The sequence below is a fragment of the Pseudomonas sp. B21-059 genome, from assembly GCF_026016285.1.
Classification (GTDB): Bacteria; Pseudomonadota; Gammaproteobacteria; order Pseudomonadales; family Pseudomonadaceae; genus Aquipseudomonas; species Aquipseudomonas danubii.
This window is the reverse complement of the sequence record NZ_CP087201.1, coordinates 1,057,190-1,079,647: the sequence shown is the minus strand read 5'-3', so window position 1 is coordinate 1,079,647 and position 22,458 is coordinate 1,057,190. Positions and strand designations below refer to the sequence as shown.

At 63.5% G+C, this 22,458-nt stretch carries 23 protein-coding genes and 1 pseudogene; 9 read left to right on the top strand and 15 right to left on the bottom strand.

Annotated elements, in window-relative coordinates; translation table 11 throughout:
* Positions 1-22: 22 nt before the first annotated feature.
* The 5 genes from LOY69_RS04870 to LOY69_RS04850 are packed head-to-tail and all read right to left on the bottom strand — an operon-like array spanning position 23 to position 3,792.
* Positions 23-1,012 carry a FecR family protein gene (locus tag LOY69_RS04870; protein ID WP_102878421.1) on the bottom strand — a complete coding sequence of 330 codons (990 nt, stop codon included), beginning with the start codon at positions 1,010-1,012 and terminating at the stop codon, positions 23-25.
* The gene (locus LOY69_RS04865) at positions 1,009-1,584 is read right to left on the bottom strand and encodes an RNA polymerase sigma factor (protein WP_102878420.1); all 576 of its coding nucleotides are present in this window, start codon (positions 1,582-1,584) and stop codon (positions 1,009-1,011) included. The genes LOY69_RS04870 and LOY69_RS04865 overlap by 4 nt, the downstream gene beginning before the upstream one ends.
* 14 nt (positions 1,585-1,598) lie before the next feature.
* Positions 1,599-1,925, bottom strand: a complete 327-nt coding sequence (locus LOY69_RS04860) for a DUF3325 domain-containing protein (RefSeq protein ID WP_102878419.1) — start codon at positions 1,923-1,925, stop codon at positions 1,599-1,601.
* The gene (locus tag LOY69_RS04855) at positions 1,925-3,490 is read right to left on the bottom strand and encodes a PepSY-associated TM helix domain-containing protein (RefSeq protein ID WP_110596042.1); all 1,566 of its coding nucleotides are present in this window, start codon (positions 3,488-3,490) and stop codon (positions 1,925-1,927) included. The genes LOY69_RS04860 and LOY69_RS04855 overlap by 1 nt, the downstream gene beginning before the upstream one ends.
* Positions 3,487-3,792 (bottom strand): DUF3649 domain-containing protein, encoded by a 306-nt coding sequence (locus LOY69_RS04850; RefSeq protein WP_102861711.1) that lies wholly within the window; start codon positions 3,790-3,792, stop codon positions 3,487-3,489. The genes LOY69_RS04855 and LOY69_RS04850 overlap by 4 nt, the downstream gene beginning before the upstream one ends.
* 190 nt (positions 3,793-3,982) lie before the next feature.
* Between LOY69_RS04850 and LOY69_RS04845 the strand changes: the two genes are divergently transcribed.
* The 3 genes from LOY69_RS04845 (at position 3,983) to fecA (ending at position 7,969) form a co-directional block, all read left to right on the top strand.
* Entirely contained in the window at positions 3,983-4,501 is a 519-nt protein-coding gene (locus LOY69_RS04845; RefSeq protein WP_371826178.1) for a sigma-70 family RNA polymerase sigma factor, read from the top strand.
* Between the two features lie 8 nt (positions 4,502-4,509).
* Positions 4,510-5,475: a FecR domain-containing protein gene (locus LOY69_RS04840; RefSeq protein ID WP_110596040.1), complete on the top strand. Its 966-nt coding sequence runs from the start codon at positions 4,510-4,512 to the stop codon at positions 5,473-5,475.
* 133 nt (positions 5,476-5,608) lie between these two features.
* Positions 5,609-7,969 carry a TonB-dependent Fe(3+) dicitrate receptor FecA gene (gene fecA / locus LOY69_RS04835; protein WP_265074193.1) on the top strand — a complete coding sequence of 787 codons (2,361 nt, stop codon included), beginning with the start codon at positions 5,609-5,611 and terminating at the stop codon, positions 7,967-7,969.
* 67 nt (positions 7,970-8,036) lie between these two features.
* Here the strand turns inward: fecA and LOY69_RS04830 are convergent, their stop codons facing one another.
* Together LOY69_RS04830 and LOY69_RS04825 are read right to left on the bottom strand one after the other, a co-directional pair.
* Positions 8,037-8,444 (bottom strand): HPF/RaiA family ribosome-associated protein, encoded by a 408-nt coding sequence (locus LOY69_RS04830; protein ID WP_102861208.1) that lies wholly within the window; start codon positions 8,442-8,444, stop codon positions 8,037-8,039.
* Positions 8,445-8,657: 213 nt separating this feature from the next.
* On the bottom strand, positions 8,658-9,605 hold the full coding sequence (locus tag LOY69_RS04825) for a LysR substrate-binding domain-containing protein (RefSeq protein ID WP_102861207.1): 948 nt from the start codon (positions 9,603-9,605) through the stop codon (positions 8,658-8,660).
* A gap of 135 nt (positions 9,606-9,740) precedes the next feature.
* Here LOY69_RS04825 and LOY69_RS04820 point away from each other — a divergent pair, with 135 nt between their 5' ends.
* From LOY69_RS04820 to LOY69_RS04810, 3 genes are all read left to right on the top strand, one after another.
* Positions 9,741-11,117, top strand: coding sequence for an L-serine ammonia-lyase (locus tag LOY69_RS04820; RefSeq protein ID WP_102861206.1), 1,377 nt, complete (start codon positions 9,741-9,743; stop codon positions 11,115-11,117).
* Positions 11,118-11,180: 63 nt separating this feature from the next.
* Positions 11,181-12,476 (top strand): serine/threonine transporter, encoded by a 1,296-nt coding sequence (locus LOY69_RS04815; protein ID WP_213664753.1) that lies wholly within the window; start codon positions 11,181-11,183, stop codon positions 12,474-12,476.
* Between the two features lie 219 nt (positions 12,477-12,695).
* On the top strand, positions 12,696-13,013 hold the full coding sequence (locus LOY69_RS04810; protein ID WP_102861204.1) for a DUF3509 domain-containing protein: 318 nt from the start codon (positions 12,696-12,698) through the stop codon (positions 13,011-13,013).
* Here LOY69_RS04810 and LOY69_RS04805 read toward each other — a convergent pair.
* The gene (locus LOY69_RS04805; protein ID WP_102861203.1) at positions 13,010-13,510 is read right to left on the bottom strand and encodes a phosphate-starvation-inducible protein PsiE; all 501 of its coding nucleotides are present in this window, start codon (positions 13,508-13,510) and stop codon (positions 13,010-13,012) included. The genes LOY69_RS04810 and LOY69_RS04805 overlap by 4 nt on opposite strands.
* 266 nt (positions 13,511-13,776) lie before the next feature.
* Between LOY69_RS04805 and LOY69_RS04800 the strand changes: the two are divergent.
* A pseudogene (locus LOY69_RS04800) lies at positions 13,777-14,031 on the top strand (YebG family protein); the annotation flags it as partial.
* A 177-nt stretch (positions 14,032-14,208) separates the two neighbouring features.
* Here LOY69_RS04800 and LOY69_RS04795 read toward each other — a convergent pair.
* From LOY69_RS04795 to LOY69_RS04785, 3 genes are all read right to left on the bottom strand, one after another.
* Entirely contained in the window at positions 14,209-14,634 is a 426-nt protein-coding gene (locus tag LOY69_RS04795; RefSeq protein ID WP_265074192.1) for a hypothetical protein, read from the bottom strand.
* The gene (locus LOY69_RS04790; protein ID WP_265074191.1) at positions 14,631-14,897 is read right to left on the bottom strand and encodes a hypothetical protein; all 267 of its coding nucleotides are present in this window, start codon (positions 14,895-14,897) and stop codon (positions 14,631-14,633) included. Before LOY69_RS04790 ends, LOY69_RS04795 begins: the two co-directional genes overlap by 4 nt.
* A gap of 98 nt (positions 14,898-14,995) precedes the next feature.
* Positions 14,996-16,015 carry a Leu/Phe/Val dehydrogenase gene (locus LOY69_RS04785; protein WP_102878408.1) on the bottom strand — a complete coding sequence of 340 codons (1,020 nt, stop codon included), beginning with the start codon at positions 16,013-16,015 and terminating at the stop codon, positions 14,996-14,998.
* A gap of 182 nt (positions 16,016-16,197) precedes the next feature.
* Here LOY69_RS04785 and LOY69_RS04780 point away from each other — a divergent pair, with 182 nt between their 5' ends.
* Positions 16,198-17,001: a SirB1 family protein gene (locus tag LOY69_RS04780; protein WP_110596037.1), complete on the top strand. Its 804-nt coding sequence runs from the start codon at positions 16,198-16,200 to the stop codon at positions 16,999-17,001.
* 59 nt (positions 17,002-17,060) lie between these two features.
* Entirely contained in the window at positions 17,061-17,528 is a 468-nt protein-coding gene (locus tag LOY69_RS04775; protein WP_265074190.1) for a GNAT family N-acetyltransferase, read from the top strand.
* A 12-nt stretch (positions 17,529-17,540) separates the two neighbouring features.
* Here LOY69_RS04775 and LOY69_RS04770 read toward each other — a convergent pair whose 3' ends face one another.
* The 4 genes from LOY69_RS04770 to hmgA all read right to left on the bottom strand — a co-directional run bounded on the left by LOY69_RS04770 (position 17,541) and on the right by hmgA (position 22,309).
* Positions 17,541-18,911, bottom strand: coding sequence for an MFS transporter (locus tag LOY69_RS04770; RefSeq protein WP_123393727.1), 1,371 nt, complete (start codon positions 18,909-18,911; stop codon positions 17,541-17,543).
* A gap of 138 nt (positions 18,912-19,049) precedes the next feature.
* The gene (gene maiA, locus LOY69_RS04765) at positions 19,050-19,688 is read right to left on the bottom strand and encodes a maleylacetoacetate isomerase (RefSeq protein ID WP_213664749.1); all 639 of its coding nucleotides are present in this window, start codon (positions 19,686-19,688) and stop codon (positions 19,050-19,052) included.
* An 11-nt stretch (positions 19,689-19,699) separates the two neighbouring features.
* Positions 19,700-21,001, bottom strand: coding sequence for a fumarylacetoacetase (gene fahA / locus LOY69_RS04760; RefSeq protein WP_265074189.1), 1,302 nt, complete (start codon positions 20,999-21,001; stop codon positions 19,700-19,702).
* Between the two features lie 3 nt (positions 21,002-21,004).
* Complete coding sequence (gene hmgA, locus LOY69_RS04755; protein WP_110653390.1) at positions 21,005-22,309, bottom strand: homogentisate 1,2-dioxygenase; 1,305 nt, start codon at positions 22,307-22,309, stop codon at positions 21,005-21,007.
* Positions 22,310-22,458 lie beyond the last annotated feature (149 nt).

Here is a 22,458-nt window from a genome sequence, read left to right as displayed (position 1 = left end):
CGGGAGCTCTGGGACGGGCCTTTCAGCGCAGGACTATGAACCTGCCGAGGACTTGGTGCTGTTCGAACCCTAAGGCCGCCTGCAGGGAATCGAGGACCGCCTGAGGGTCCTTGCTGGAGAAACTGCCACTGACCCGGCGCGCTGCCAGTTGGTCATTGAGCAGCAGGATGCGTCCGGGGAAATAGCGCCGCAGGTCCTGCACCACCTCGGCCAGGGGCGCGTGGTAGTAGTTCAGCCAACCCTGGCGCCAGGCCAGTTGCGCTTCGCTGTCGACACCCTGCAACGGGGTCGCCTGGCCATGACCGTACGCCACCTGCTGGCCGGCACCGAGCACCTGCTGCGCCGCGCCTTTGGCGGCGGTGACCGCGACACGCCCGGACAGCACCGTGACCTGGGCACCGTCGGCTTGCAGACGCACTTCGAACTGGGTGCCCAGGACCCGCGCTTCGCCCTCCCCGGCCGCCACCACAAAGGGCGCGCCCGTGTGGCTGACGCTGAAGAAACCAGCACCACGACGCAACTGCACATGCCGTTCGCCGTGGCTGAAGTCCACGGCAATGGCGCTGTCGGCGTCCAGGGTGACCTGACTCTGGTCGGCAAGAATCACCGTGCGTACCTGACCCGGCGCGGAAACGTAATCGGCGCCCAGGTCATCGAGCCAACGGCCCGGCTGCCAGCCGGCGCCCAGGGCGATCACCAGCAGCACACTGGCGGCCATGGCCAACCCTGCCGACCAGCGCCGCCGGGCCCGAGCACGGGCTCCGTCCATGGCACGCAGCAGGCCCTGCAGGGCCAAGGCGTCTTCATCCGCCAGGGTCCGCGCCGGCTGTTCACTCAACTCCCACAGCACCTGGGCCTGGGCATAGGCTTCGACGTGGGCCGGATCGGCCTGCAGCCATTGGCTGAAGGTGGCCTGGTCGCCACTGCTGGGCTGATCGTGGAGCAGGCTCAGCCAGGCCAGGGCGGCCTGTTCCTGGGCCGGCGTCGGGATGACACGGGAGCGCTGATTCACGGTGCATTCCTTGGCGTGCGCGGGGGCGCAGGTTCCCGCAGGCTGGCCTTGCAGGCTTCGAGGGCGCGCATCATGTGTTTTTCCACGGCGCTTTGGGACAGGCCCATGACCTTGGCGATCTCGGCGTACTTGCGCCCGTGGATACGGTTGAGCAGGAAGATCTGCCGGGTTCGCTGCGGCAGGCTGCGCAGGGCGGCCTCCACGTGTCGCAAGTCATTGCCGGCTTCCAGGGCGGCCTGGGGCTCGCTGCCCTGGTTGTCCTGCTGTTCCGGTAGCCAGCCTTCACTGACCCGCACCCGCGCGCCTTCGCTGCGCAAGTGATCGATGGCAATGTTGCCGGCGCAGCGCAGCAGGTAGGTGCTGAGCTCTTCGACCTGCACCAGGGGCCGGCGCCAGAAGCGCAGGAACAGGTCCTGCACCAGGTCCGCGGCGGTGGCCCGGCAGCCGACCCGGCGGCTGACCAAGGCTTCCATCTGCGAACGCTGGGACAGGAACACCTGCAGAAAATGCGCACGACTGCCCCGCAGATCGGGGTGATCCAGGTCGCTGGGTTCCGGTGGCAGGGCGCTCATCACGGGCCGCTCCCTCAGAACCGGGCCAGGGCCGCGAGGGGGCAGGCCAACAGACTGGCCCCCGCCATCGACAGCACCAGACGCGGGCGATAGGGCAGCAGCAACACCAGCAGCAAGGCACTGCACATCAGCACGGCGCACCACTGCACCAGCCCCAGGCTCCAGCCGGTGCCCTGCACTGCCGCCGCCAGCGACAGGCCCAGCAACAACCAGCCTCCCAGGCGCAGGCCCTGTTGGCGCCGAGTCGTGGGCTTGTGCCCCAGGAGTTCACCGTGATGCCGGTCCAGGGACAGGCACAGGCCGGTGAATCCGCTAAAACACAACAGCAGCGCCAGCAACATCAGTTCACCTCGGTGTCAGGGGGCAGAGGCCGCTGCCGGGCCGGTGCTTGCTGGCCGCGATGCAGCTTGCGCGCAGCCCAGGCCAGGAACAGGCCACTGCTCAGGCAGGCCAGGTCGAAGCCCGCCAGCATCCAGTCGCCACGCACCATGAAGCCGTCCATCAGGCTCGGGCTGGTCACAGCGTCCAGCAAGGGGATGCTGGAGAACAGCAAGGCGGCGAGGCTCAATTGCTCGACCCAGGCACGCCGCCCGGGCCGGACCACGGCATGCACCAGGCTCAGGCCCCACAGGATGAAGAAGCTGTTGACCTCCCACTCGGCGCGCTCGGCGAAGGCTGCCGGCAACAGCCGGTTGGCCCAGAAGAAGCCGGCCACCGCCAGCACCAGCCCGGACATGCTGGCAATGTTCAGCACTTCCACCAGGCGCAGCTCGAAGGGCATGACCCCGCTCTTGGCGTGCTTGAGCTGGCGCTTGCCCAGCCAGATCACCAGCCCGGTGCCGATCATCGCGGTGCTCGCCAGGCCGCAGATAAAGTACAGCCAGCGCAACACCGGACCGGCGAACAGGCCCATGTGCAGGCCATAGAAACTGCCGCCGATGGCCATGGGCAGGGACTGTTCGGGGCTGGCGTCCAACGGCTGGCCAGTGACCCCGTTGAACGACACGCTGCTGCCAAGATCCCGGGCCACCCGGTCGGCGCTGTGGCGCATGACGTGCACCGACGCATTCACATCCCCCGGGTGGTTGACCACCAGGCGCTGCGCATGGCCCCCCGGCCACTGTGCCAAGGCTTGCTTGAGCAGCGGGTCCAGGGCCGTCAGCGCTGCCGGCTGCCCAGCCGCCGGGATGCTGTTGCTGGCCGGCCGCAAGTCCTTGAAGAACGCATTGCTGTCACCCTTGTAGGCCACCAGGATGCTCGCCGGCATGACCATGGACATGAAGATCACCAGGCTGCTGTAGGTGATCATCAGGTGGAATGGCAGCACCAGCACACCCACCGCGTTGTGCCCGTCGAGCCAGGTGCGCTGGCCCTTGCGGGGCCGGAAGGTGAAGAAGTCCTTGAAGATTTTCTTGTGGATGATGATGCCGCTGATCAGGGCCACGAACATCACCATGGCGGCCAGGGTCGACAACCAGCGGCCCCAGGGATAAGGCATTTGCAACTGGAAGTGGAAGCGGTAGAAGAACTCGCCGCCACGGGTATCGCGCACCTGCAGTTCGCTGCCGGTGCTGGGGTCCAGGAGTTTTTCCGTGAACTCGCCGCGCTCGCCCGGGGCGCTCGGCGCCTGCCAGGCCACCGACAGCAGCGGCTGACGCGCATCGGGCAGGGTAATGAACCAGCGCTGCGCGCCCTGGCCGTGCTGTTCCAGGTAACGCTGGGCCAGATCCAGGCTGATATCGGCATGCACGGCCCGAACCGGGGCCTCCGGCTGCATCCAGTGGGTAATTTCTTCCTTGAAGTAGGACAGGGTTCCGGTGAAGAAAATCGCGAACAGCAACCAGCCGAACACCAGCCCGGCCCAGGTGTGCAGCCAGGCCATGGACTGACGCAAACCTTCCTTCATGGCAAGGCCACCCAATAGGCGCTGCCGGCGACCAGCGCCAGCACCAGGCTTGGCAGCAACAGGCCGAACCAGGCCTGCCAGGCAGTGCGACAGGCGAAGCACCAGAGCACCGCCAGGAGATAGAACACAAAGGAGGCCATCATCCCGCTGAGCACGGCGTCGGCCCGGGGAATGGGCAGCAGCAGCGTCAGGCAGACGCTGGACAGCGCCGCCAGCAGGTAACCACCCAGGACCGCGGCACAGACCCGCGAGACCACTGCCAGACGATAGGAAGCGGGAACTCCGCCGGCCTTGCTTTTCATGTTTGAACCTTGCAGCGAGGGGATGCCCGGGGCACTGCGCAGGCCGTCGGGGAGAAACAGGCGCACAATACTAATGATAAATATTCTCATGTGCAAAAAAACACCGACAACGCGGCCCATTTCTGTCGGTACGGGCTGATTGCCGAATGCCCTGTCGCAACACTACAATGCGAACAATTCTTGTTCTCTTATGCGCCTTGTGGGTGCAGGAGCGTCCGACTTGTCCCATTGCGCTACCGTCGAAGGCCTCTACCAAGCCCATCACAGCTGGCTGAACACTTGGTTACGGCGCCGGCTCGGCTGCCCCCACAGTGCCGCCGACCTGGCCCAGGACACCTTTATTCGTGTGCTCAGCGCCCGGGAAACACCGACCCTGATCGAGCCCCGGGCGTTTCTCACCACCATCGCCAAACGGGTGCTGTTCAACCACTACCGACGCCAGGACCTGGAGCGGGCCTATCAGGAAACCCTGGCGCAGATGCCGGAACAGGTGGCCCCCTCCGAGGAGGAGCGGGCCATCATCCTGCAGACCCTGATGGAGCTGGACGCCTTGCTCGACGGCCTGCCACGCCCGGTCAAGCGGGCCTTTCTGCTGTGTCAGCTCGATGGCCTGACCTACGGCCAGATTGCCGAGCAATTGAACATCTCCATCGCCACAGTCAAACGTCATCTGAACAAAGCCGCCATGCGTTGTTATTTCGCCCTGTGAGCGCCTCGATGAACCCACACCTCAATGGCCAGCCCGACTTCAGCAACGCCGTGGCCGAACAGGCCGTGCACTGGCTGATCGAAATGCAAGGCGGCCCCCTGAGCCCACGCCAGCAAGCGGCCTGGCAGCAATGGCACGACGCCCATAGCGAACACCAGCGAGCCTGGGCGCATATCCAACGGGTCAATCAGCGCTTGCGCGGCTTGTCCTCGCCCCTGGCCCACGCGGCCTTGAATGCACCGAAATCCGCCAGCCGGCGCCAGGCCCTGAAGCTGTTGCTGATTCTCGGTGCCGGCTCGGCCGCCGCCTGGGGCCTGCGGGAACACAACCCGCTGCCGCCGCTGTTGGCGGACTACCGCAGCTCCCTGGGCCAGCGGCGCACCTTGCAACTGAGCGATGGCAGCCAGTTGCAACTCAACACCAGCAGCGCGGTGGATGTGCGTTTCGATGGACAGCAACGACTGATCCGTCTGCTGGAGGGCGAGATCATGCTCAGCGCCGGCCAGGACGCCCGGCCGCTGGTGGTACAGACTTCCCAGGGGCAGGTCCGCCCCGCTGCCGCACGAATCAACCTGCGCCAGTTCAAGGAGCACAGTCAGTTGGCGGTGTTTTCCGGAACGGTCAGCGTGACGCCGGCGCACTACAGCGCAATGCCGCCTCAGGTAGCGGCCGGACAACAACTGAATTTCACCCACAGCAGCTGGCAGCCGCCCCAGGCCCTGGATGCCGGCAGCGGTGCCTGGAGCGAAGGCATGCTGGTGGCGGCCCATATGCGCCTGGCGGATTTCCTCGACGAGTTGGGGCGCTACCGTCGTGGCCAGTTGAACTGCGATGCCCAGGTGGCGGACCTGCTGATCTCAGGCAGTTATCCACTGGATGACAGCGAGCGGATTCTCGACCTGCTGGCCATCAGCCTGCCGGTCAGGGTGCGGCGCTTTACCCGCTATTGGGTCACGGTTGAGGCCCGGGCCTGATTGTCGGGAACCACCATCCGTCGCTGGTTCTTTCGCTCAGGAAGATTTTTTCATGGCCGTTGAGCCGTTTTGCCCGGCTCGGGTGACAGAGAGGGAAAGCCACCTTGATTCCCCCTTCTCAGGATCGCCGTTCATGACCGAGCAACCCATCCGCCTCACGCCCCTGGCCCGTACCCTGCGTCACCTGTTGCTGGGCGCCAGCCTGAGTCTTGCCAGCCTGCCCCAGGTCCTGGCCGCCACCACCGAGACCAAGCCTTACCACATTGCCCCGACCAGCCTGGAAAGCGCGCTGAACCAGTTCGGTCGTGAAGCCGGGGTGCTGATCTCCTTCGGCTCAGAGGTCACCCGTGGCGTGCAAAGTCGTGGCCTGGAAGGTAACTACAGCCCGGAACAGGGCCTCAAAGCCCTGCTGCAAGGCACCGGCCTGCAAGCCCGGGCCGAGGGCCAGAATGCCTTCAGCCTGCAACCGGCCAACCCCGAGGCAGCCCCGGCGTCAGTGCAACTGGAGACCTCCAGCGTGGTCGGTGACTGGCTCGGCGATGCCCAGCAGAGCGATGTCTTCGAGCACCCCGGCGCCCGGGACGTGATTCGGCGGGAAGAGTTCGAGCGTCAGGGCGCGACCCAGGCCCGGGATGTGCTCAATCGGATTCCCGGGGTCAATGCACCGGACAACAACGGCACCGGCAGCCACGACATGGCCCTGAACTTCGGCATTCGCGGCCTCAATCCGCGTCTGGCCTCGCGCTCCACGGTGCTGATGGACGGCATCCCGGTACCGTTCGCCCCCTACGGTCAGCCGCAACTGTCGTTTGCCCCCATCAGCATGGGCAACATGGATGCCGTGGACGTGGTGCGTGGCGGCGGCGCCGTGCGCTACGGCCCGCAGAACGTCGGCGGCATCGTCAACTTCGTGACCCGGGCGATTCCCGATACACCAACGGTCAAGGGTGGTTTTCAGACCGAGACCAGCCCCTCCTCCAGCCATGACGGTTTCAAGACCAGCGCCAACCTGCTGGCCGGCGGCACGGCCGACAATGGCCTGGGTGGCGCCCTGCTGTACTCCGGCACCCGCGGCGGCGACTGGCGCGAACACAGCGACACGCAGATCGACGACCTGATTCTCAAGGGCAAGTACCAGCTCGACGAGGCCAACAGCTTCAATGCCATGGCCCAGTACTACGAGGGTGAAGCGGACATGCCCGGCGGCCTGAACGTGGCGGACTACAAGGCCGATCCGTATCAGTCCACCCGTCCCTATGACAAATTCTGGGGCCGGCGCACGATGTTCAATGTCGGCTATCGCTATCAGGAAGATCGCCGGGAGTTCACCGTCAACAGCTTCTTCACCAAGACCCTGCGCAGCGGCTACCTGGACCAGGGCAGTTTCCTCTCCCTGTCACCCCGCGAGTACTGGGTGCGCGGCCTGGAAACCCGCTTCGCCCAGGGCTTCGACTTGGGGGACAGCAGCCATGAAGTGGGCGTCGGCTACCGCTACATCAACGAAGCCGGGCATGAACTGCGCTACCGCACACCGCTGACCGCCAATCAGCAACTGCCCACCAGCAACAGTCGCAACGACCGGGATACCCGTGGCGGCACCGAGGCCCACGCTTTCTTCGTCGACGACCGGATCGATATCGGCAAGTGGACCCTGACCCCGGGCATCCGCTACGAGATGATCGAGTCACAGCAGAGCAACAACCTCACCCACGTCAAATACCAGGGCGACTACAACACCGCGCTGCCGGCGCTGAATGTGCTGTATCACCTCAACGAGAGCTGGAACCTCTACGCCAATACCGAAGGCTCCTTCGGCAGCGTGCAATACAGCCAGATGCCCAACCGGGTGGCCAGCGGCGAGGTCAAACCGGAAAAAGCCCGCACCTGGGAACTGGGCACCCGCTATGACGATGGCAACCTGCGGGCGGAGATCGGCGCCTTCCTGATCAACTTCGACAACCAGTACGACAGCAACCAGACCAACGACACGGTGATCGCCCGGGGCGAAACCCGCCACCAGGGTATCGAGAGCAGCATCAACTACGCCCTGGACGGCCTCGATCCGGCGCTGGCCGGTTTCAATGTCTACGCCACCTATGCCTACGTCGATGCCACGATTCGTGAGGACGGTCCGAACAAGGGCAACCGCGTGCCCTTCTCCTCCAAGCACAAGGGCACCCTGGGGGTGAGCTACACCGAAGGTCCGTGGAAGCTCAACCTCGACAGCAGCTACCAGAGCAGCCAGTTCGCCGACAACGCCAACACCTCGCGTGAAAGTGCCGACGGCAGCAACGGCCGCATCCCCGGCTACATGCTGTTCAGCACCCGTGCCGGCTACGACTTCGGCCCGCAGCTGTCTGACCTGAATGTCGCGGTGGGCGTGAAGAACATCTTCAACCACCAGTACTTCACCCGCTCCTTCGACGACAACAACAAGGGCAAGTACGTGGGTGAGCCACGCACGCTCTATGTACAAACGTCAGTGGCGTTCTGACTTTCCTCGCCACAAAACAAAACGGGCCTGCAATGCAGGCCCGTGGGTTGGGGGAGAAACTCAGCCGTCAGCTATTGAGCGCGGCCTGTTGGTTTTCCAGGAATTCTTCTTCGAGCAGGGCATCCGCCTCGGTGCCGTCGCTGCTGGGCACGGCCGCCGCACGTTTGCCGCGCAATTTACCGAACATGTGCTCCAGGGCACTTTCCAGCTTGATGGTCGCACCATCAATGGCCTGTTCCAGGGTGTCGGCCTTATGGGTCACGGAAATCGGCTGGTGACCTTTCGGACGGGCTTCCAGCTGGCAGCGCATATCGTCCGGACCTGACTTGCCACCGTTCTCGTCCCGCAGGTGGACCACGACCCGGGTCAGGTCTTCTTCGTAGCGTTCGAGCGTGCTTTCAACGGTGCTGCGCACCCACTCCTCCAACCGAAGGCTGCTTTGAATATGGTTATCGCTATGGACTTGGATTTGCATAGTTCTTCCCTTATTTCAGCTTGCTCGTAAGAGGGTCAAGGCAGGACGTTTGGACCTGCATTTCGTGACCTCTTGATTACACAATTAGGCACGGCGGCGAACATTTCAACCCCTTAAAAAAGATAAATATTCATACGCAAATAAAGCCGGACAAACTGCAAAGGCGCTGTTAAGGTCGGGAGTTAGCTCGATTCGGCCCCCTCGCTCAAACCCTCACAATTGCCCCTCTCCCAGGGGGTGCAGACCGCGAAAGATCTCCGCTTCTTCGACCAGCCAATCATGCACCGCACGCACACCCGGATGGCTCAGGGCGCCCGGTGCATAGAGCAACACATAACGCTTGTGATTGGGCACCGCCAGACCGAAAGGCACGATCAGGGTGCCGCGCTCCAGTTCGTCATTGAGCAGGGTGCGCCGGGCAATCGCCACGCCCATGCCGGCGATCGCCGCCTCGATGGTCAGGTGGTTGCGGTTGAAGGTGTGGCCACGACGCACATCCGCGCCTTCGAAGCCGATGGCATTGAGGTAGAACTCCCATTCGGCGTATTCAAAGCTGCCGCGCCAGGCGGTGATGTCGTGCAGCAGGGGGAAATGCGCCAGGTCCGCCGGCCCGTGCAGCGGCGGACGGCCCCGCAGCAGACTCGGCGCGCAGACCGGGAAGATCTGCTCGTCCAGCAACGCGGTGGACTGCAAGCCGGGGTAGCTGCCGTCGTTCAGGTCGATGGCCAGGTCGAAGTCGCCTTCGTGCAAGGCCACGCTGCTGTCCTCCGCCACTAGCCGCAGCTGGATCTCCGGATAACGCTGTTGCAGCCGCGGCAGGCGCGGGGTCAGCCACTTGCCGAGAAACGAAGGGATCGAACGCAGACGCAGGGTGCCACTGATCATTCCCGCGTCCAGGCGCCGCAGCTCCGCATCGATGCTGCCGTAGGCCTCGCTCACCGTCAGCGCCAGCCGCTGGCCTTCGGCGCTCAGTTCCACACCCCGGGGCCGACGGTGAAACAGGCGCAGACCCAGGCGCTCTTCCAACTGACGGATCTGCTGGCTGACCGCTCCGGGCGTGATGTGCAGTTCTTCAGCACAACGGGTAAAGGACAGGTGCCGCGCGGCACAGGAAAACACATGCAGCCAGACATAGGTCTGGGCATGAAACTGACGGCTCATCGTTTAGTCCTGCTAAAGGATCTCTTAGGAAGTTTCGTTGGTCAGTTCCGACCGACCCGGGCAGTATCGCCGACATTGCGCTTGGCCTACAAAAAATGGCAGCGATCCACCTTCCATTGCTTGTAAGGCTTTAGCATGGCTATCAGTGTTTTCGATCTTTTCAAAGTCGGTATCGGTCCCTCCAGCTCCCACACCGTGGGCCCGATGCGCGCCGCCGCCACCTTCGCCCAGGCGCTGTTCGACCTGGGCCTGGAGGATCAGGTACAGCGGGTGCAGATCCGCCTTTACGGCTCCCTCTCCGCCACCGGTGTCGGCCATGCCACCGACCGCGCCAGCGTCATGGGACTGATGGGCGAATGGCCCGACAGCATCGACCCGGGCAGCATCGGCCCACGCATCCAGCAACTGCGCGACAGCGGCCAATTGCTGCTGGGGGGGCGCACGAACATCGCCTTCGACTGGCAACAGGACCTGCTCCTGCTGGACCAAAGCCTGCCCTACCACCCCAACGCCATGTCCCTGACCGCCTCAGGCGAGCAAGGCACGCTGCTGGAACAGACCTACTACTCGGTAGGTGGTGGTTTCATCATCGAGGCCGCCCAGGTCGAGGCCGGAACTGAAGCCGGCGCCAGCGTCGAATTGCCTTACGACTTCAACAGCGCTGCTGAACTGCTGGCGCTGTGCAAGACCCACAAGCTGCGGGTCGGCGAGCTGATGCTGGCCAACGAAAGGGCTTGGCGCAGCGACGCCGAAATCCGCAGCGGCCTGCTGCATATCTGGTCGGTGATGCGCGAATGCGTCGAACAGGGCCTGCGCCACGAAGGCATCCTGCCTGGCGGCCTCGATGTCCCGCGGCGCGCCGCCAAGCTGCACCGCAGCCTGCTGGAAATCGGCAAGCCGAATGTCATCACCTCGACCCTCTCGGCCATGGAGTGGGTCAACCTCTACGCCCTGGCGGTAAACGAGGAAAACGCCGCCGGCGGGCGCATGGTCACCGCTCCTACCAACGGTGCGGCGGGGATCATCCCGGCGGTGCTGCACTACTACATGAAGTTCAATCCCCAGGCCTCTGACGACGACGTCGTGAACTTTTTCCTCGGTGCCGCGGCAGTGGGCATCCTGTGCAAGAAGAACGCCTCTATTTCCGGCGCCGAAGTCGGCTGCCAGGGCGAAGTGGGCTCGGCCTGCGCCATGGCCGCCGCGGGTTTGGCGGAAGTCCTCGGCGCCACCCCCGAGCAACTGGAAAACGCCGCCGAGATCGGCCTGGAACACAACCTCGGCCTGACCTGCGACCCGGTGGGCGGGCTGGTGCAGGTGCCCTGCATCGAGCGCAACGCGATTGCCGCGGTGAAAGCGATCAACGCCACCCAGATGGCCCTGCGCGGCGACGGCAAACACTTCATTTCCCTGGACCGGGTGATCCGCACCATGCGCGATACCGGCGCCGACATGCATGACAAATACAAAGAAACTTCACGGGGCGGCCTGGCAGTGAGCTGGGTGGAATGCTGAGGAGCCTTCCCTGACCGTCCGTAACACGTGAGCCCGAGCAAAAATAATAACGAGGCGATACCGATGACCGATGTACCCACACCTGCTGCCGAAAATCCCGCAGTAGCCACACCCCGCGACACCGCAACAGCCCGGCAAGGCTGGAGCAAGCACGACACCACCTGGATGCTCGGCCTGTATGGCACCGCCATCGGCGCCGGCACCCTGTTCCTGCCGATCAACGCCGGGGTCGGTGGCTTCTGGCCATTGATCGTGCTGGCGCTGCTGGCCTTCCCCATGACCTTCTTCGCTCACCGCGGCCTGACCCGTTTCGTCCTCTCCGGGCGCTCCGGGGACATCACCGAGGTGGTGGAAGAACACTTCGGGGTCGGTGCCGGCAAGCTGATCACCCTGCTCTACTTCTTCGCCATCTTCCCGATCCTGCTGGTGTACAGCGTGGCCCTGACCAACACCCTGGGCAACTTCATGGAGCACCAGCTGCACATGACCCCGCCGCCTCGGGCGCTGCTGTCGCTGCTGCTGATCCTCGGCCTGATGGCCATTGTGCGTTGCGGCCAGGACGTGATCGTGCGGGCCATGAGCCTGCTGGTCTATCCGTTCGTCGCCGCCTTGCTGCTACTGGCCCTGAGCCTGATTCCCAACTGGAACGGCGCGTTCTTCGCTTCGGCCGGCGAGGGCATGCCCCTGCCGCTGTTCTTCAAGACCTTGTGGCTGGCGATTCCGGTGATGGTGTTCTCCTTCAACCATTCGCCGATCATCTCGGCCTTCGCCCTGGATCAGAAACGCCATTACGGCGGCCAGGCCGAACGCAAGAGCAGCGGCATCCTGGCCACGGCCCACGCCATGATGGTGCTGACGGTGATGTTCTTCTGCTTCAGCTGCGTGCTGGCCCTGTCGCCGGCGGACCTGGTGGCGGCCAAGGAACAGAACATCTCGATCCTGTCGTACCTGGCCAACCACTTCCAGACCCCGGTCATCGCCTACGCCGCGCCGCTGATCGCCCTGGTGGCCATTACCAAGTCGTTCCTGGGCCACTACATCGGCGCCAGCGAAGGCTTCCAGGGGCTGATCGTGAAAAACCTGCGGGGGCGCTCGCTGTCGTCCACCCGCCTGGAAAAGATCACCGCGCTGTTCATGATCCTCACTTGCTGGGCCGTGGCCACCTTCAACCCGAGCATCCTGCACATTATCGAGACCATGGGCGGACCGGTGATCGCCTGCCTGCTGTTCCTGATGCCGATGTACGCGATCCAGCGGGTGCCTTCGCTGCGCCAGTATTCGGGCCAGTTGTCGAACCTGTTCGTGGTGCTGATCGGCCTGATCGCACTGTCTGCGATCATTTACTCGGTCGTGCCCTGAAACGGGCAGGAATAAAAAAAGCGGACCTTGTGGTCCGCTTTTTTGTCCCCGCAATCATTGCCCGGCGAGGTTCCCGGCATGCCCCTTGCTTTGTTCATCCTTGAGCAACACGGACGTAGGCAAACCTCGGCAAACGACCGGCCAGCGGTCTGGAATTGCGAACTAATTCCGCGCCCTGCCAGTCAATGACTGCACGATCCAATCAGGCGGTGACGCATCATGGACAACCCCTTTCAACTGATTACCGACACCTTCACCCCGGATTATCAGGTCAACCTGAGCATCCAGGGCCTGGACGGCAGCATCATGCTGACCTTGTCCCAGGCTGGCCGGGTGGTGGCCAAGCGCATGATCAGCGCAGCCCAGCGCAATGACCCGCAGCGCATCAAGCGCCTGGTGCAAAGCATTCAATTCGGCATCGCCATCGAGCAAGGCCACAGCGCCGTGGCCATCCTCGAAGCCATGACCAACGGCGACAGCCTCGCACTGCTGCCGTCCGCTGGGCATAAGCCCGCGCCCCAGGCCTTGCGTTTCTAGAGCTCGCCCTTCTCCACTTCCGGGTGCTCGCCGGAGCCCGCGCCGATCTTGCGTTGCGGATGTTCGATCTTCACCGAGGGAAACTGCGACGAGGCGTAGCGCACCACCAGAATGGCGAAGGCCAGCAGCAGGATGCCGCCACACAGGTAGATGATCCCCAGGTCCGGCGGGCTGTGGTGCGAGACGTTGGAAATCAGTAGCCGGGTCAGCGCGGTGATCGCCACGTAGATCAGGAAACGCACTGGCATATGGTTGGTCTTGAAGTAGATACCGACCATCGCCCCCAATTCCAGGTAGATGAACAGCAGCAGGATGTCATCGATCTTGATGTGGCCTGCCTCAAGCATCTGCAGGAATTCCATCACCGCCGCCCAGGCAGTCACCGCGCCAATGGCGAACAGCGCCAGGTAATGGAACGACTCGACAAACAGGTTGCCCAGGGACTCGGCCAGTTGATGGACGTTCTGCCGTAGGTTCTCGGCCCAATTGATTTTCACGATGGTTCTTCCTTAGGTCGGTTCGACCGGATGATGCGGATTGGACGTGACGGTTGTTCTGCATGCAGAAAAAAGGCCAGGAGCCGTCAATGAGATGGTGGCCGCCCGCAACGAGGCACGGCCCCATCACAATCGACCCGGGAAAAAAATTCCGTCTACATTAAAAAGCCACTATCCAAGGGAAAAGGATTCGCCTATTCTCTCGACCTGTATATAGATACAGTGTTTATACAGACCCATTATCGTGAAGGCATGTGAGGTGGTGAATGGCCGTCGAAGTGGTATACCGCAGCAGCCGAGATCTGGAGCGCTTGTTCATGGATAAAGCCGAAGCTGACCGTCATGACAAAATGCTCGAACTGGCTGAAGTGCTGGCGCAAGTGTTGCAAAAAGCCGTGCCGTCGCTGAGCGAGCAACAGGTGGAAGAAGCCGGGATCTACATGGCGAAGAACCGCGATGTATTCGCCAGGGCCTTCAAGAGCCAGCCGGATGCGTTGTCCGAATTGCTCAGCGCCCCCGCTCCCGCGCTGGAGGTGGTTGAAGCGCAGCAACCTGCTGAAGTCGAGGCGCCGACCAAACCGGCGAAAGCGGCCAAGGCAGCGAAATAGGCTTTACGCGAATTGAATAAGCTCTGTGTCCATGGCACAGGGCTTTTTTCATGTTTGCCGATCAAGGAGTGCCCGTGATGCAGCCGCCGGTCAAACGACTGCCGCGCCTTTCGGCTCGGGCAAATCGATCAGGTTGCGACGCAATATCGCAGTGATCTTGCCCATGAAAATCACGGGCAAATCGGTCGCGCCTCCATACAGGTCGACCATTCCAACCTCAACCGCGCTGTCGACGATACTGGAGAACGCTTCGATATCTTCAGGCGCTATCAAAGCAACAAGGCTTTGTGGCAAATCATCTCCTCGTCCATTCAATGCCAGTTGCGCTCCGGCCCTGTCCCAGGCCAGTAAACGATCTTTTTCCGGATAGTCCTCAAGGTGCTTTAGCAAGTCATCTACAGCAGGATGAGTAATACCTTTGCTCAGGCAGTAAGCCTCCAGGCACGCCGCAGCGTACAACTGCAGGTCCCTGACAGAACACCCGATCAATGGTTTGTCGGTATGGGCCTCGGTCATGACACAACCTCCCACACCCTGCAGCCTGGCGAGCAGTATCCGGACGCTATATCCATGGCTTCCAGGATTCTGTCTTCAAGTTCTTCAGATGCGTCGTGCCTGAGCGACGCCAGATAGTTGTACACCGCCTGCGCGCCAAAGCCCCGATCCCGGTACCGCTCAAGAAGCTGGCGTATCGATTGAATATCCGCACCTTTGCGCAACAGCGAAGCCAACTGCTCATCCAGGCCACTATCCAGCACTTGAGGCATCGTCGAATTCATTCCTTGTCGTTGGCCTTTGAGGGATCGGGCTCAGCGCGGCAACCTTTTCCGGGCCCTGATACTACAGAGGGCGAGCCAAAGGGATAAGACACAGATACCTAGCGGTACAGCACCCGCTCCGCCAGTTCGTCCGCGACCCGCGCCGGAGAGCGTTTTTCCGCCTGGGCGTGGGCGAAGATCTCCGTCAGCCGCAGGCTGATCTTCGACAGGTGCGCGGTGATCACCGGAAGCTCCTCATTGCGATGCTTGAGGGACACATAGATCAGGCCACCCGAATTGATCACGTAGTCCGGCGCATAGAGAATCCCGCGCCGCTCCAGTTGATCGGCCACTTGCAGGTTGGTCAGTTGATTGTTGGCCGATCCGGCCACCGCCGCGCAGCGCAACTGGGCCACGCTGAGGCTGTTGAGCACGGCGCCCAGGCCACAAGGGGCGAGAATGTCGCAAGGGGTGCTGAGCAACGAATCGTTGGCGACGGGATGCGCCCCGAGTTGCTCCATGGCCAACTGCACCTTGCCGGCATCAATGTCGCTGACCAGCAGCTCGGCACCAGCGGCGTGCAGTTGCTCGGCCAGGGCAAAGCCGACGTTGCCCAGGCCCTGGATTGCCACCCGCAGGCCTTCCAGGTTGTCGCTGCCCAGGCGGGCCATGGCGGTGCTGCGAATCCCGGCGAATACGCCCATGGCGGTGTGGGGCGACGGGTCTCCGGCGGCGCTGGTGCTGGTGACGTAGCGGGTCTGCTGAGCGATGCAGTCCATGTCGGCCACCGAGGTGCCGCTGTCGATGGCGGTGATGTAGCGCCCGTCCAGTTGCTCGATGCAACGGCCAAAGGCCTCGAACAGCGCCGCGCGGTTTTCCACATGGGCGGGACGGATGATCACCGCGGTACCACCGCCTTGAGGCAAGCCGGCCAGGGCCGCCTTGTAGCTCATGCCCTGGGCCAGTCGCGCAGCGTCTTCCACGGCACTGGTGGTGTCGGGATAGGCCAGATAACGGCAACCGCCCAGGGCGGGCCCCAGGCGGTTGTTGTGGATGGCGATCACTGCCTTCAACCCGGTGCTGGGGTCGACGCTGAGGTGCAGCGATTCAAGGCGAGTGCTGTGCATGAGAGCGAACATCGACGGGCTCCCGAATCACTTCTTGTAGTCGCCAGTATAGGCTTGCGCCTGGAATTTGCTGCGCCACGCAGGAATAAGCCGCGGGCTTTTACAGGCTTTGGGAAATAACCTGCTACCACCTGTGTCAGCACTGGACGAACCTGCGCCACGAGGCTAAAACGAGGCATCCGTCGGAGGTTGAGATGAACCCGCGCCAAGCCTTTTTCGCCTGCCTGCACCGCTCGCCACCAGCCCTGCTGGAAGCGGCCCTGTGGATTGCCGCCGAGCATGCACCAAAACTTGTGCCCGAGCGTCACTTGGAAGCCTTCAAGGAGATCCAGCTGCAGATCGGCAGCAGCCTGCCTCATCTACCGCCGAACGAACTGGGCCAGCCACTGTTGCGGCGCATGAACGACCTGGGCTTCCAGCAGGACGAGCACCTGCCCCTGCGCCCCCAGGCGGCGCTGATGGACAAGGTCCTGGAATCGCGCCGCGGGCAACCCCTGGCCCTGGCCCTGATTGCCCTGGAGCTGGCACAACGGCTGCAGATTCCCCTGGTGGGGGTGAACTTCCCCGGGCACTTCCTGCTGCGGGTACCCGGCGCCGACCATCTGCTCGATCCCTGCGGCGGACGCCGACTGTACCCCGCCGACTGCCGGGAACTGCTGCAACGCCAGTACGGCGCCCATATCAAGCTCAGTGCCGAACACCTGGCCAGTGCCGAGCCGCTGCAGATGTTCCAGCGCCTGTCGCGCAATCTGCGCCAGTTGCACCTGTCCTACGACGACAACCTGGCGGCCCTGATCAATGCCGAGCGCGTGCTGGAACTGGGCAACGGCAGCGCCGCCGACTACCTGGCCCGGGCCAGCCTCTATCAACGCCTGGAGTGCCCGAATGCCGAGCGCTTCGACCTGGAGCACGCCTTGCTGCTCAGCGACGACCCGATCCAGCGCCTGCGCCTGACCGAGCGCCTGGGGCACCTGCCGCCCAACACCGTGGTCCACTGATCGCATCCCGGACCGGGCTCTGGCAGGATGCTCGGCTCACTCCACGGAACGGGCACAGCATGCTGATCAGAAAAGCTCATGGCGGCGACGCGCAACGGGTCTTCGACATTCGTAACCAAGCCATCAACCACCAGTGCCGCGGCCACTACCCCGACGCCGACTTGCAGGTATGGACCGCCGGCAGCCTGGCGGACTACTTCATCGAAGTGGTGGAAAACACCGGCTACGTGGCCGTCATCGACGGCCAGGTCACCGCCAGCGGCCTGCTCGACCTGGAGACCGGACAGGTCGACGCGGTGTTCGTCGACCCGGCCTACATGGGCCAGGGGATTGGCCGGCAGATGATGGCCTACCTTGAGGAACGGGCCCTGCAAGCCGGGCTGCCGCACCTGATCCTGGACTCGACCTTGAACGCCGCCCACTTCTATCGTCAGTGCGGTTTCGTCGGCGAGCGGATCGCCCAGTACCAATCGCCCCGGGGCCTGACTCTGGCCTGCGTGCCGATGATCAAGCACCTGGCACGCTGAACCGACAGCACATCAGGACTTGAGCGCTTCCTGCAGCTCGGGGGCCACTCCCGCACCACCTGCGGGAGCCTCGGACGGCGAGCGCACCTGGATGATCAGCAAGGCCGCCAGTACCGCCGGAATCGCGCAGAAGAAGAAAATCTGCTGCACCGGGATATGCATCGCCAACAGCAGGCTGCCGAACAAGGGCCCGAGGATCGAACCGAAGCGCCCCACCCCCAGCGCCCAGCCAGTGCCGGTGGCGCGCACCTGAGCCGGATAGAAATTGCTGGCGAAGGCGTTGAGGGTCAGCTGGCCGCCGATGATGCAAAAACCGGCGGCGAACACGAACACCACCAGATAACGCGGATTGTCGTGATTCAGGCCGAGCAACACCGTGCACAGGGCCGCGGCGCCGAGCACGGCCGCCAGCAAGCGCACCTTGCGCTTGAGGCGGTCGGCGAACCAGGCCATGCAGATCGCCCCCAAAGTGCCGGCGAAGAGGAACATCGAGGTCACCAGATTGGCCTGTTTCAGGGCCAGGCCACTTTCCAGCAGCAAGGTCGGCAACCAACTGATCATGAAGTACAGGAGGATCAGGCTGACAAAAAACGTCGACCAGATCAGCAGCGTTGGCCGCGCATAGCCCTGGCGGAACAGCTCCAGCACCGTGAGCTTGCTGCCTGCCGGTGCTTCAGTGGCGTCGCTGACAACCGGCGGTGGCTGCCAGTGCGGGAGCATCTGCGCAGTGACCTTGCGCAAGCGCGCATAAGGTGGCGCATCCCGCAGCAAGCGCGGCAGGGATTCGGGCAGGCGCCAGACCAGGAACGGAAACAGCAACAACGGCGTGATCCCACCGGCCAGGAACACCGCCTCCCAACCGAAGCGGTCGATGAAACCGGCAGCGACAAAACCACCGGCAGCGCCACCGAACGAGAAACCGCAGGCGGCCAAGGTCACCATCAAGGTGCGCAAGCGTGGCGGCGAATACTCGGACATCAGGGCCATGGCGCTGGGCATGGCGCCGCCCATGCCGATCCCGCAGATAAAGCGCGCGGCCATCAGGCTGTCGAGGGAATTGGCGAACACCATCAGCACCGTCAGGCTGGCGTAGATCAGCACGCAACCGAGCAGAATCCGTCGCACCCCGAACCGGTCTGCCAGAGGTGTCACTGCCAGAGAGCCGAGAGTCAAGCCCAGCAGGTTGGCGCTGAACACCGGGCCGAAGGCGGACTTTTCCAGGCCCCAGTCCTGGGCCAGGGCCGGCACCACATAACCCAGAACCTGGGCATCGTAGCCGTCAGTGACCAGCAGCAAGGCGAGAAGCAACAGGAGCAACCACTGATAGCGGGACACCGGGCGGGCGTCGAGCGCAGCACGAAAGCTGGCAATCTGATTTTGCATCGCAAGGTACCTGTTCGTTTTTTATGGTTATGAGCAGCAGTGTTGCGCAGGTCACAGGCGGTGACCGCTCAAGCCCCGTTGCGGGGCCCGGTTGATACGGATGCCACGCTGCCCCGCACGCCGGGGCAGCGTGCAGGTTCAGGCCGGGGTGTCCGGCTGGTTGGCCGGGTGCGCAGCCTGGAACGCCGGGTGCGCCGCAGCCAGGGCTGCGACTCGGAGAATCCGTGGATACTCATCCAGAGACACCTTGAAGCGCTCGGCGGCGTACAGCTGGGGAATCAGGAACACATCGGCCAGCCCCGGCTCATCGCCGAAACAGAAGCCGTGGTCACCGATCAGTTGTTCCAGGGCCGCCAGGCCCTGGCTGATCCAATGGTCGATCCACACCAGCAACTGCTCTTCTTCATGCCCCCATTCCCGCAGCAGGTTCTGGGTGCTGGAGTTGTGCAGCGGGTGGATGTCGCAGCCGATGATCGCCGCCACCGCACGCTCCCGGGCGCGACTGACCAGATCCTTGGACAGCAGCGGCACCTGTGGATAACGCTCCTCCAGGTACTCGATGATCGCCAGCGACTGGATCAGCAGGTCGCCGTCGTCGGTGCGCAGGGCCGGCACCCGGCCCTGGGGGTTGATCTCCAGGTACTCCGGCTGGCGGTTGGCGCCGCCCTTGGGCACCAGCAGATTGACCGGGATGGCCTGGAATTCCAGGCCCTTGAGGGCCAGGGCGATGCGCACCCGATAGGAGGCGGTGGAACGGTAGTAGGTATAGAGCTGCATGGGGCTCTCCCTTAACGTGCCGGTTGGACCGTGCCTCGGCATTCGCCGAAGCCGATGGAGGCGAAACCTTCGCGGCGGCAACGCCCGCGCAGAATGATTTCATCGCCGTCTTCGAGGAACTTGCGCACCTCACCGGAAGCCAGTTCGATGGGCTTCTTGCCGCCTTCGGTGATCTCCAGCAGGCTGCCGAACTGACCGCTCTGCGGGCCGGACAAGGTGCCCGAACCAAACAGGTCACCGGCCTGCAACTGGCAGCCGTTGACGCTGTGGTGCGCCACCATCTGCGCCACGGTCCAGTACATGTACTGGGTGTTGCTCAGGGTCAGGCGGTGAGCCGGCAAGCCCTGCTCGCGCATGGCCTGGGTGATCAGCAGCACTTCCAGCTCGATGTCGAAGCCGCCAGCGGCCTGATCGCGCTTGTCCAGCAGATAAGGCAAGGGTTGCGGGTCGCCTTCAGGACGCTGGGGCTGGGCCTGGCGGAACGGCTCCAGGGCTTCGGCGGTCACCACCCAGGGCGAAATGCTGGTGATGAAACTCTTCGACAGGAATGGCCCCAGCGGCTGGTATTCCCAGGCCTGGATATCCCGCGCCGACCAGTCGTTGAGCAGGCAGAAACCGGCAATGTGCTCAGCGGCGTCGCCAATCGCGATGGGCTCGCCCATCTCGTTACCCTGGCCAATCCAGATGCCCAGTTCCAGTTCATAGTCCAGGCGTGCGCAGGGGCCGAAGGTCGGCTCGCTCTGCCCGGCCGGCAGGGTCTGGCCCTTGGGCCGGCGCACATCGGCACCGGAGACGCGGATGGTCGAGGCGCGACCGTGGTAGCCGATGGGCACGTACTTGTAGTTGGGCAACAGGGGGTTGTCGGGACGAAACAGCTTGCCGACGTTCTGCGCGTGCTCGATGCCGACATAGAAGTCGGTGTAGTCATTGATCTTGGCCGGCAGGTGCATCTGGCAGTCCGCCGCCAGGGGCAGCAGTTTCGCGCCCAGGGCTTGGATCTTGTCGCGCAGGCTGCTGCCCTCGCCCAGCAGTTCCAGCAGGCGCTCACGCAGGGCGACGCGGGCCGGACGGCCAAGCTGGAAGAAAGCGTTCAACTGACCACCACGGGCAGCTTGCACCGCGGCCTTGGCCTGGCCTTCGAACAGGCCGGCCTCCAGCGCCGCTTCCAGGTCGAAAATCTGTTCGCCAATGGCAACGCCACTGCGGGGCGCCGAACCCTGGGTGCTGAAGACCCCCAGGGGCAGGTTCTGCAACGGGAAGTCGGGGTGACCGTTGGCGGACTCGACCCAGCTACGGGTGATGGTTGAGGTCATGGGTTATCTCCGATTCGGGTTGAAGGTGGCGGGCAGCGAGGCCCAGCAAGCATCGTAGTCGTTCTGCAGTTGCGGGCATTCCAGGGCGAACTGGCTGGGACGCAGCACCTGGCTGGTCTCGAACATGAAGGCCATGGTGTTGTCGATCTTCGAAGGTTGCAGCTCGACGTTGATCGCCTTGGTGCAGGTCTCGCCGTCCGGACCGTGGGCGCTCATGCAGCTGTGCAGGGACGCGCCGCCGGGCAGGAAGCCTTCGGCCTTGGCATCGTAGGCGCCCTGGATCAGGCCCATGAATTCGTTCATCAGGTTGCGGTGGAACCACGGTGGACGGAAGGTGTTCTCGGCCACCATCCAGCGCGGCGGGAAGATCACGAAGTCGAGGTTGGCCAGACCCGGCACGCTGGTGGGTGAGGTCAACACGGTGAAGATCGACGGGTCCGGGTGATCGAAGCTGACAGTACCGATGGTGTTGAAGCGGCGCAGGTCATATTTGTAGGGCACGTTGTTGCCGTGCCAGGCCACCACGTTGAGCGGCGAATGGTCGAGCTCGCAGCCCCAGAGTTCGCCGAGGAACTTCTGCACCAGGGTGGTGGGCTGCTTGAGGTCTTCGTAGTGGGCCACCGGGCTCAGGAAGTCCCGGGGATTGGCCAGGCCGTTGCTGCCAATGGGGCCCAGGTCCGGCAGGCGCAGCGGCGCACCATGGTTCTCGGCAATGTAGCCACGGGCTTGCGGGTCCAGCAGCTCAACGCGGAATTTCAGGCCGCGAGGCAGCACGGCGATTTCCAGGGGTTCCAGCTCCAGCACGCCCAGTTCGGTAGCAATGCGCAGGCGGCCCTGTTCCGGCACCAGGAGCATTTCCCCGTCGGCGTTGAAGAACACCCGCTCCATGGAGCGGTTGGCGCGGTAGTGATAGACGCTGATGCCGGAAGGACTCTGCGCCGCAGAGTTGGCCACCATGGCCACCAGGCCATCAATGAAATCGGTGGGTTCGGCAGGAATCGGCAACGGGTTCCAACGCAGGCGGTTGGGGGTCACCTCTCCCAAGGAGCCGCCCGCCAACTGGCGCTCGAGCTTGGCGAACGCCGGGTGATTGGCCGAGGGCTGGATGCGGTACATCCAGGTGCGCCGGGCTTCGCTGCGGGTCATGGTGAAGGCGGTGCCGGAAAACAATTCGGCGTACAGGCCGTAAGGGGCTTTTTGCGGGGAGTTCTGGCCGACGGGCAGTGCGCCCGGCAGGGCTTCGCTGGCGAATTCATTGCCAAAGCCCGATTGGTAGCTGAGGGCCGACGCCGAAGAATCGAGGTTCATGGAGCCTCCTGGAAGTTGGAATAGGCAGGGGCCCACCACTCCTTCACAAGAGTTATCGGCACGCCTGGGTTATTTTTATCGTAATCCAATTACGCATAACGTAATTTGATTGCCTATGAGCGTCAAGCTATAAAGACCGCCACTTGTAA

Excerpts from the sequence above, each read along its gene's own strand:
- LOY69_RS04855 (WP_110596042.1), bottom strand. The coding sequence starts at position 3,490 with ATGAAGGAAGGTTTGCGTCAGTCCATGGCCTGGCTGCACACCTGGGCC.
- LOY69_RS04865 (WP_102878420.1), bottom strand. The coding sequence starts at position 1,584 with ATGAGCGCCCTGCCACCGGAACCCAGCGACCTGGATCACCCCGATCTG.
- LOY69_RS04830 (WP_102861208.1), bottom strand. The coding sequence starts at position 8,444 with ATGCAAATCCAAGTCCATAGCGATAACCATATTCAAAGCAGCCTTCGG.
- LOY69_RS04825 (WP_102861207.1), bottom strand. The coding sequence starts at position 9,605 with ATGAGCCGTCAGTTTCATGCCCAGACCTATGTCTGGCTGCATGTGTTT.
- LOY69_RS04785 (WP_102878408.1), bottom strand. The coding sequence starts at position 16,015 with ATGTTCGCTCTCATGCACAGCACTCGCCTTGAATCGCTGCACCTCAGC.
- LOY69_RS04860 (WP_102878419.1), bottom strand. The coding sequence starts at position 1,925 with ATGTTGCTGGCGCTGCTGTTGTGTTTTAGCGGATTCACCGGCCTGTGC.
- LOY69_RS04845 (WP_371826178.1), top strand. The coding sequence starts at position 3,983 with ATGCGCCTTGTGGGTGCAGGAGCGTCCGACTTGTCCCATTGCGCTACC.
- LOY69_RS04780 (WP_110596037.1), top strand. The coding sequence starts at position 16,198 with ATGAACCCGCGCCAAGCCTTTTTCGCCTGCCTGCACCGCTCGCCACCA.
- hmgA (WP_110653390.1), bottom strand. The coding sequence starts at position 22,309 with ATGAACCTCGATTCTTCGGCGTCGGCCCTCAGCTACCAATCGGGCTTT.
- LOY69_RS04850 (WP_102861711.1), bottom strand. The coding sequence starts at position 3,792 with ATGAAAAGCAAGGCCGGCGGAGTTCCCGCTTCCTATCGTCTGGCAGTG.
- LOY69_RS04810 (WP_102861204.1), top strand. The coding sequence starts at position 12,696 with ATGGACAACCCCTTTCAACTGATTACCGACACCTTCACCCCGGATTAT.
- LOY69_RS04790 (WP_265074191.1), bottom strand. The coding sequence starts at position 14,897 with ATGAATTCGACGATGCCTCAAGTGCTGGATAGTGGCCTGGATGAGCAG.
- fahA (WP_265074189.1), bottom strand. The coding sequence starts at position 21,001 with ATGACCTCAACCATCACCCGTAGCTGGGTCGAGTCCGCCAACGGTCAC.
- LOY69_RS04770 (WP_123393727.1), bottom strand. The coding sequence starts at position 18,911 with ATGCAAAATCAGATTGCCAGCTTTCGTGCTGCGCTCGACGCCCGCCCG.
- LOY69_RS04840 (WP_110596040.1), top strand. The coding sequence starts at position 4,510 with ATGAACCCACACCTCAATGGCCAGCCCGACTTCAGCAACGCCGTGGCC.
- LOY69_RS04795 (WP_265074192.1), bottom strand. The coding sequence starts at position 14,634 with ATGACCGAGGCCCATACCGACAAACCATTGATCGGGTGTTCTGTCAGG.
- fecA (WP_265074193.1), top strand. The coding sequence starts at position 5,609 with ATGACCGAGCAACCCATCCGCCTCACGCCCCTGGCCCGTACCCTGCGT.
- LOY69_RS04775 (WP_265074190.1), top strand. The coding sequence starts at position 17,061 with ATGCTGATCAGAAAAGCTCATGGCGGCGACGCGCAACGGGTCTTCGAC.
- LOY69_RS04820 (WP_102861206.1), top strand. The coding sequence starts at position 9,741 with ATGGCTATCAGTGTTTTCGATCTTTTCAAAGTCGGTATCGGTCCCTCC.
- LOY69_RS04815 (WP_213664753.1), top strand. The coding sequence starts at position 11,181 with ATGACCGATGTACCCACACCTGCTGCCGAAAATCCCGCAGTAGCCACA.
- maiA (WP_213664749.1), bottom strand. The coding sequence starts at position 19,688 with ATGCAGCTCTATACCTACTACCGTTCCACCGCCTCCTATCGGGTGCGC.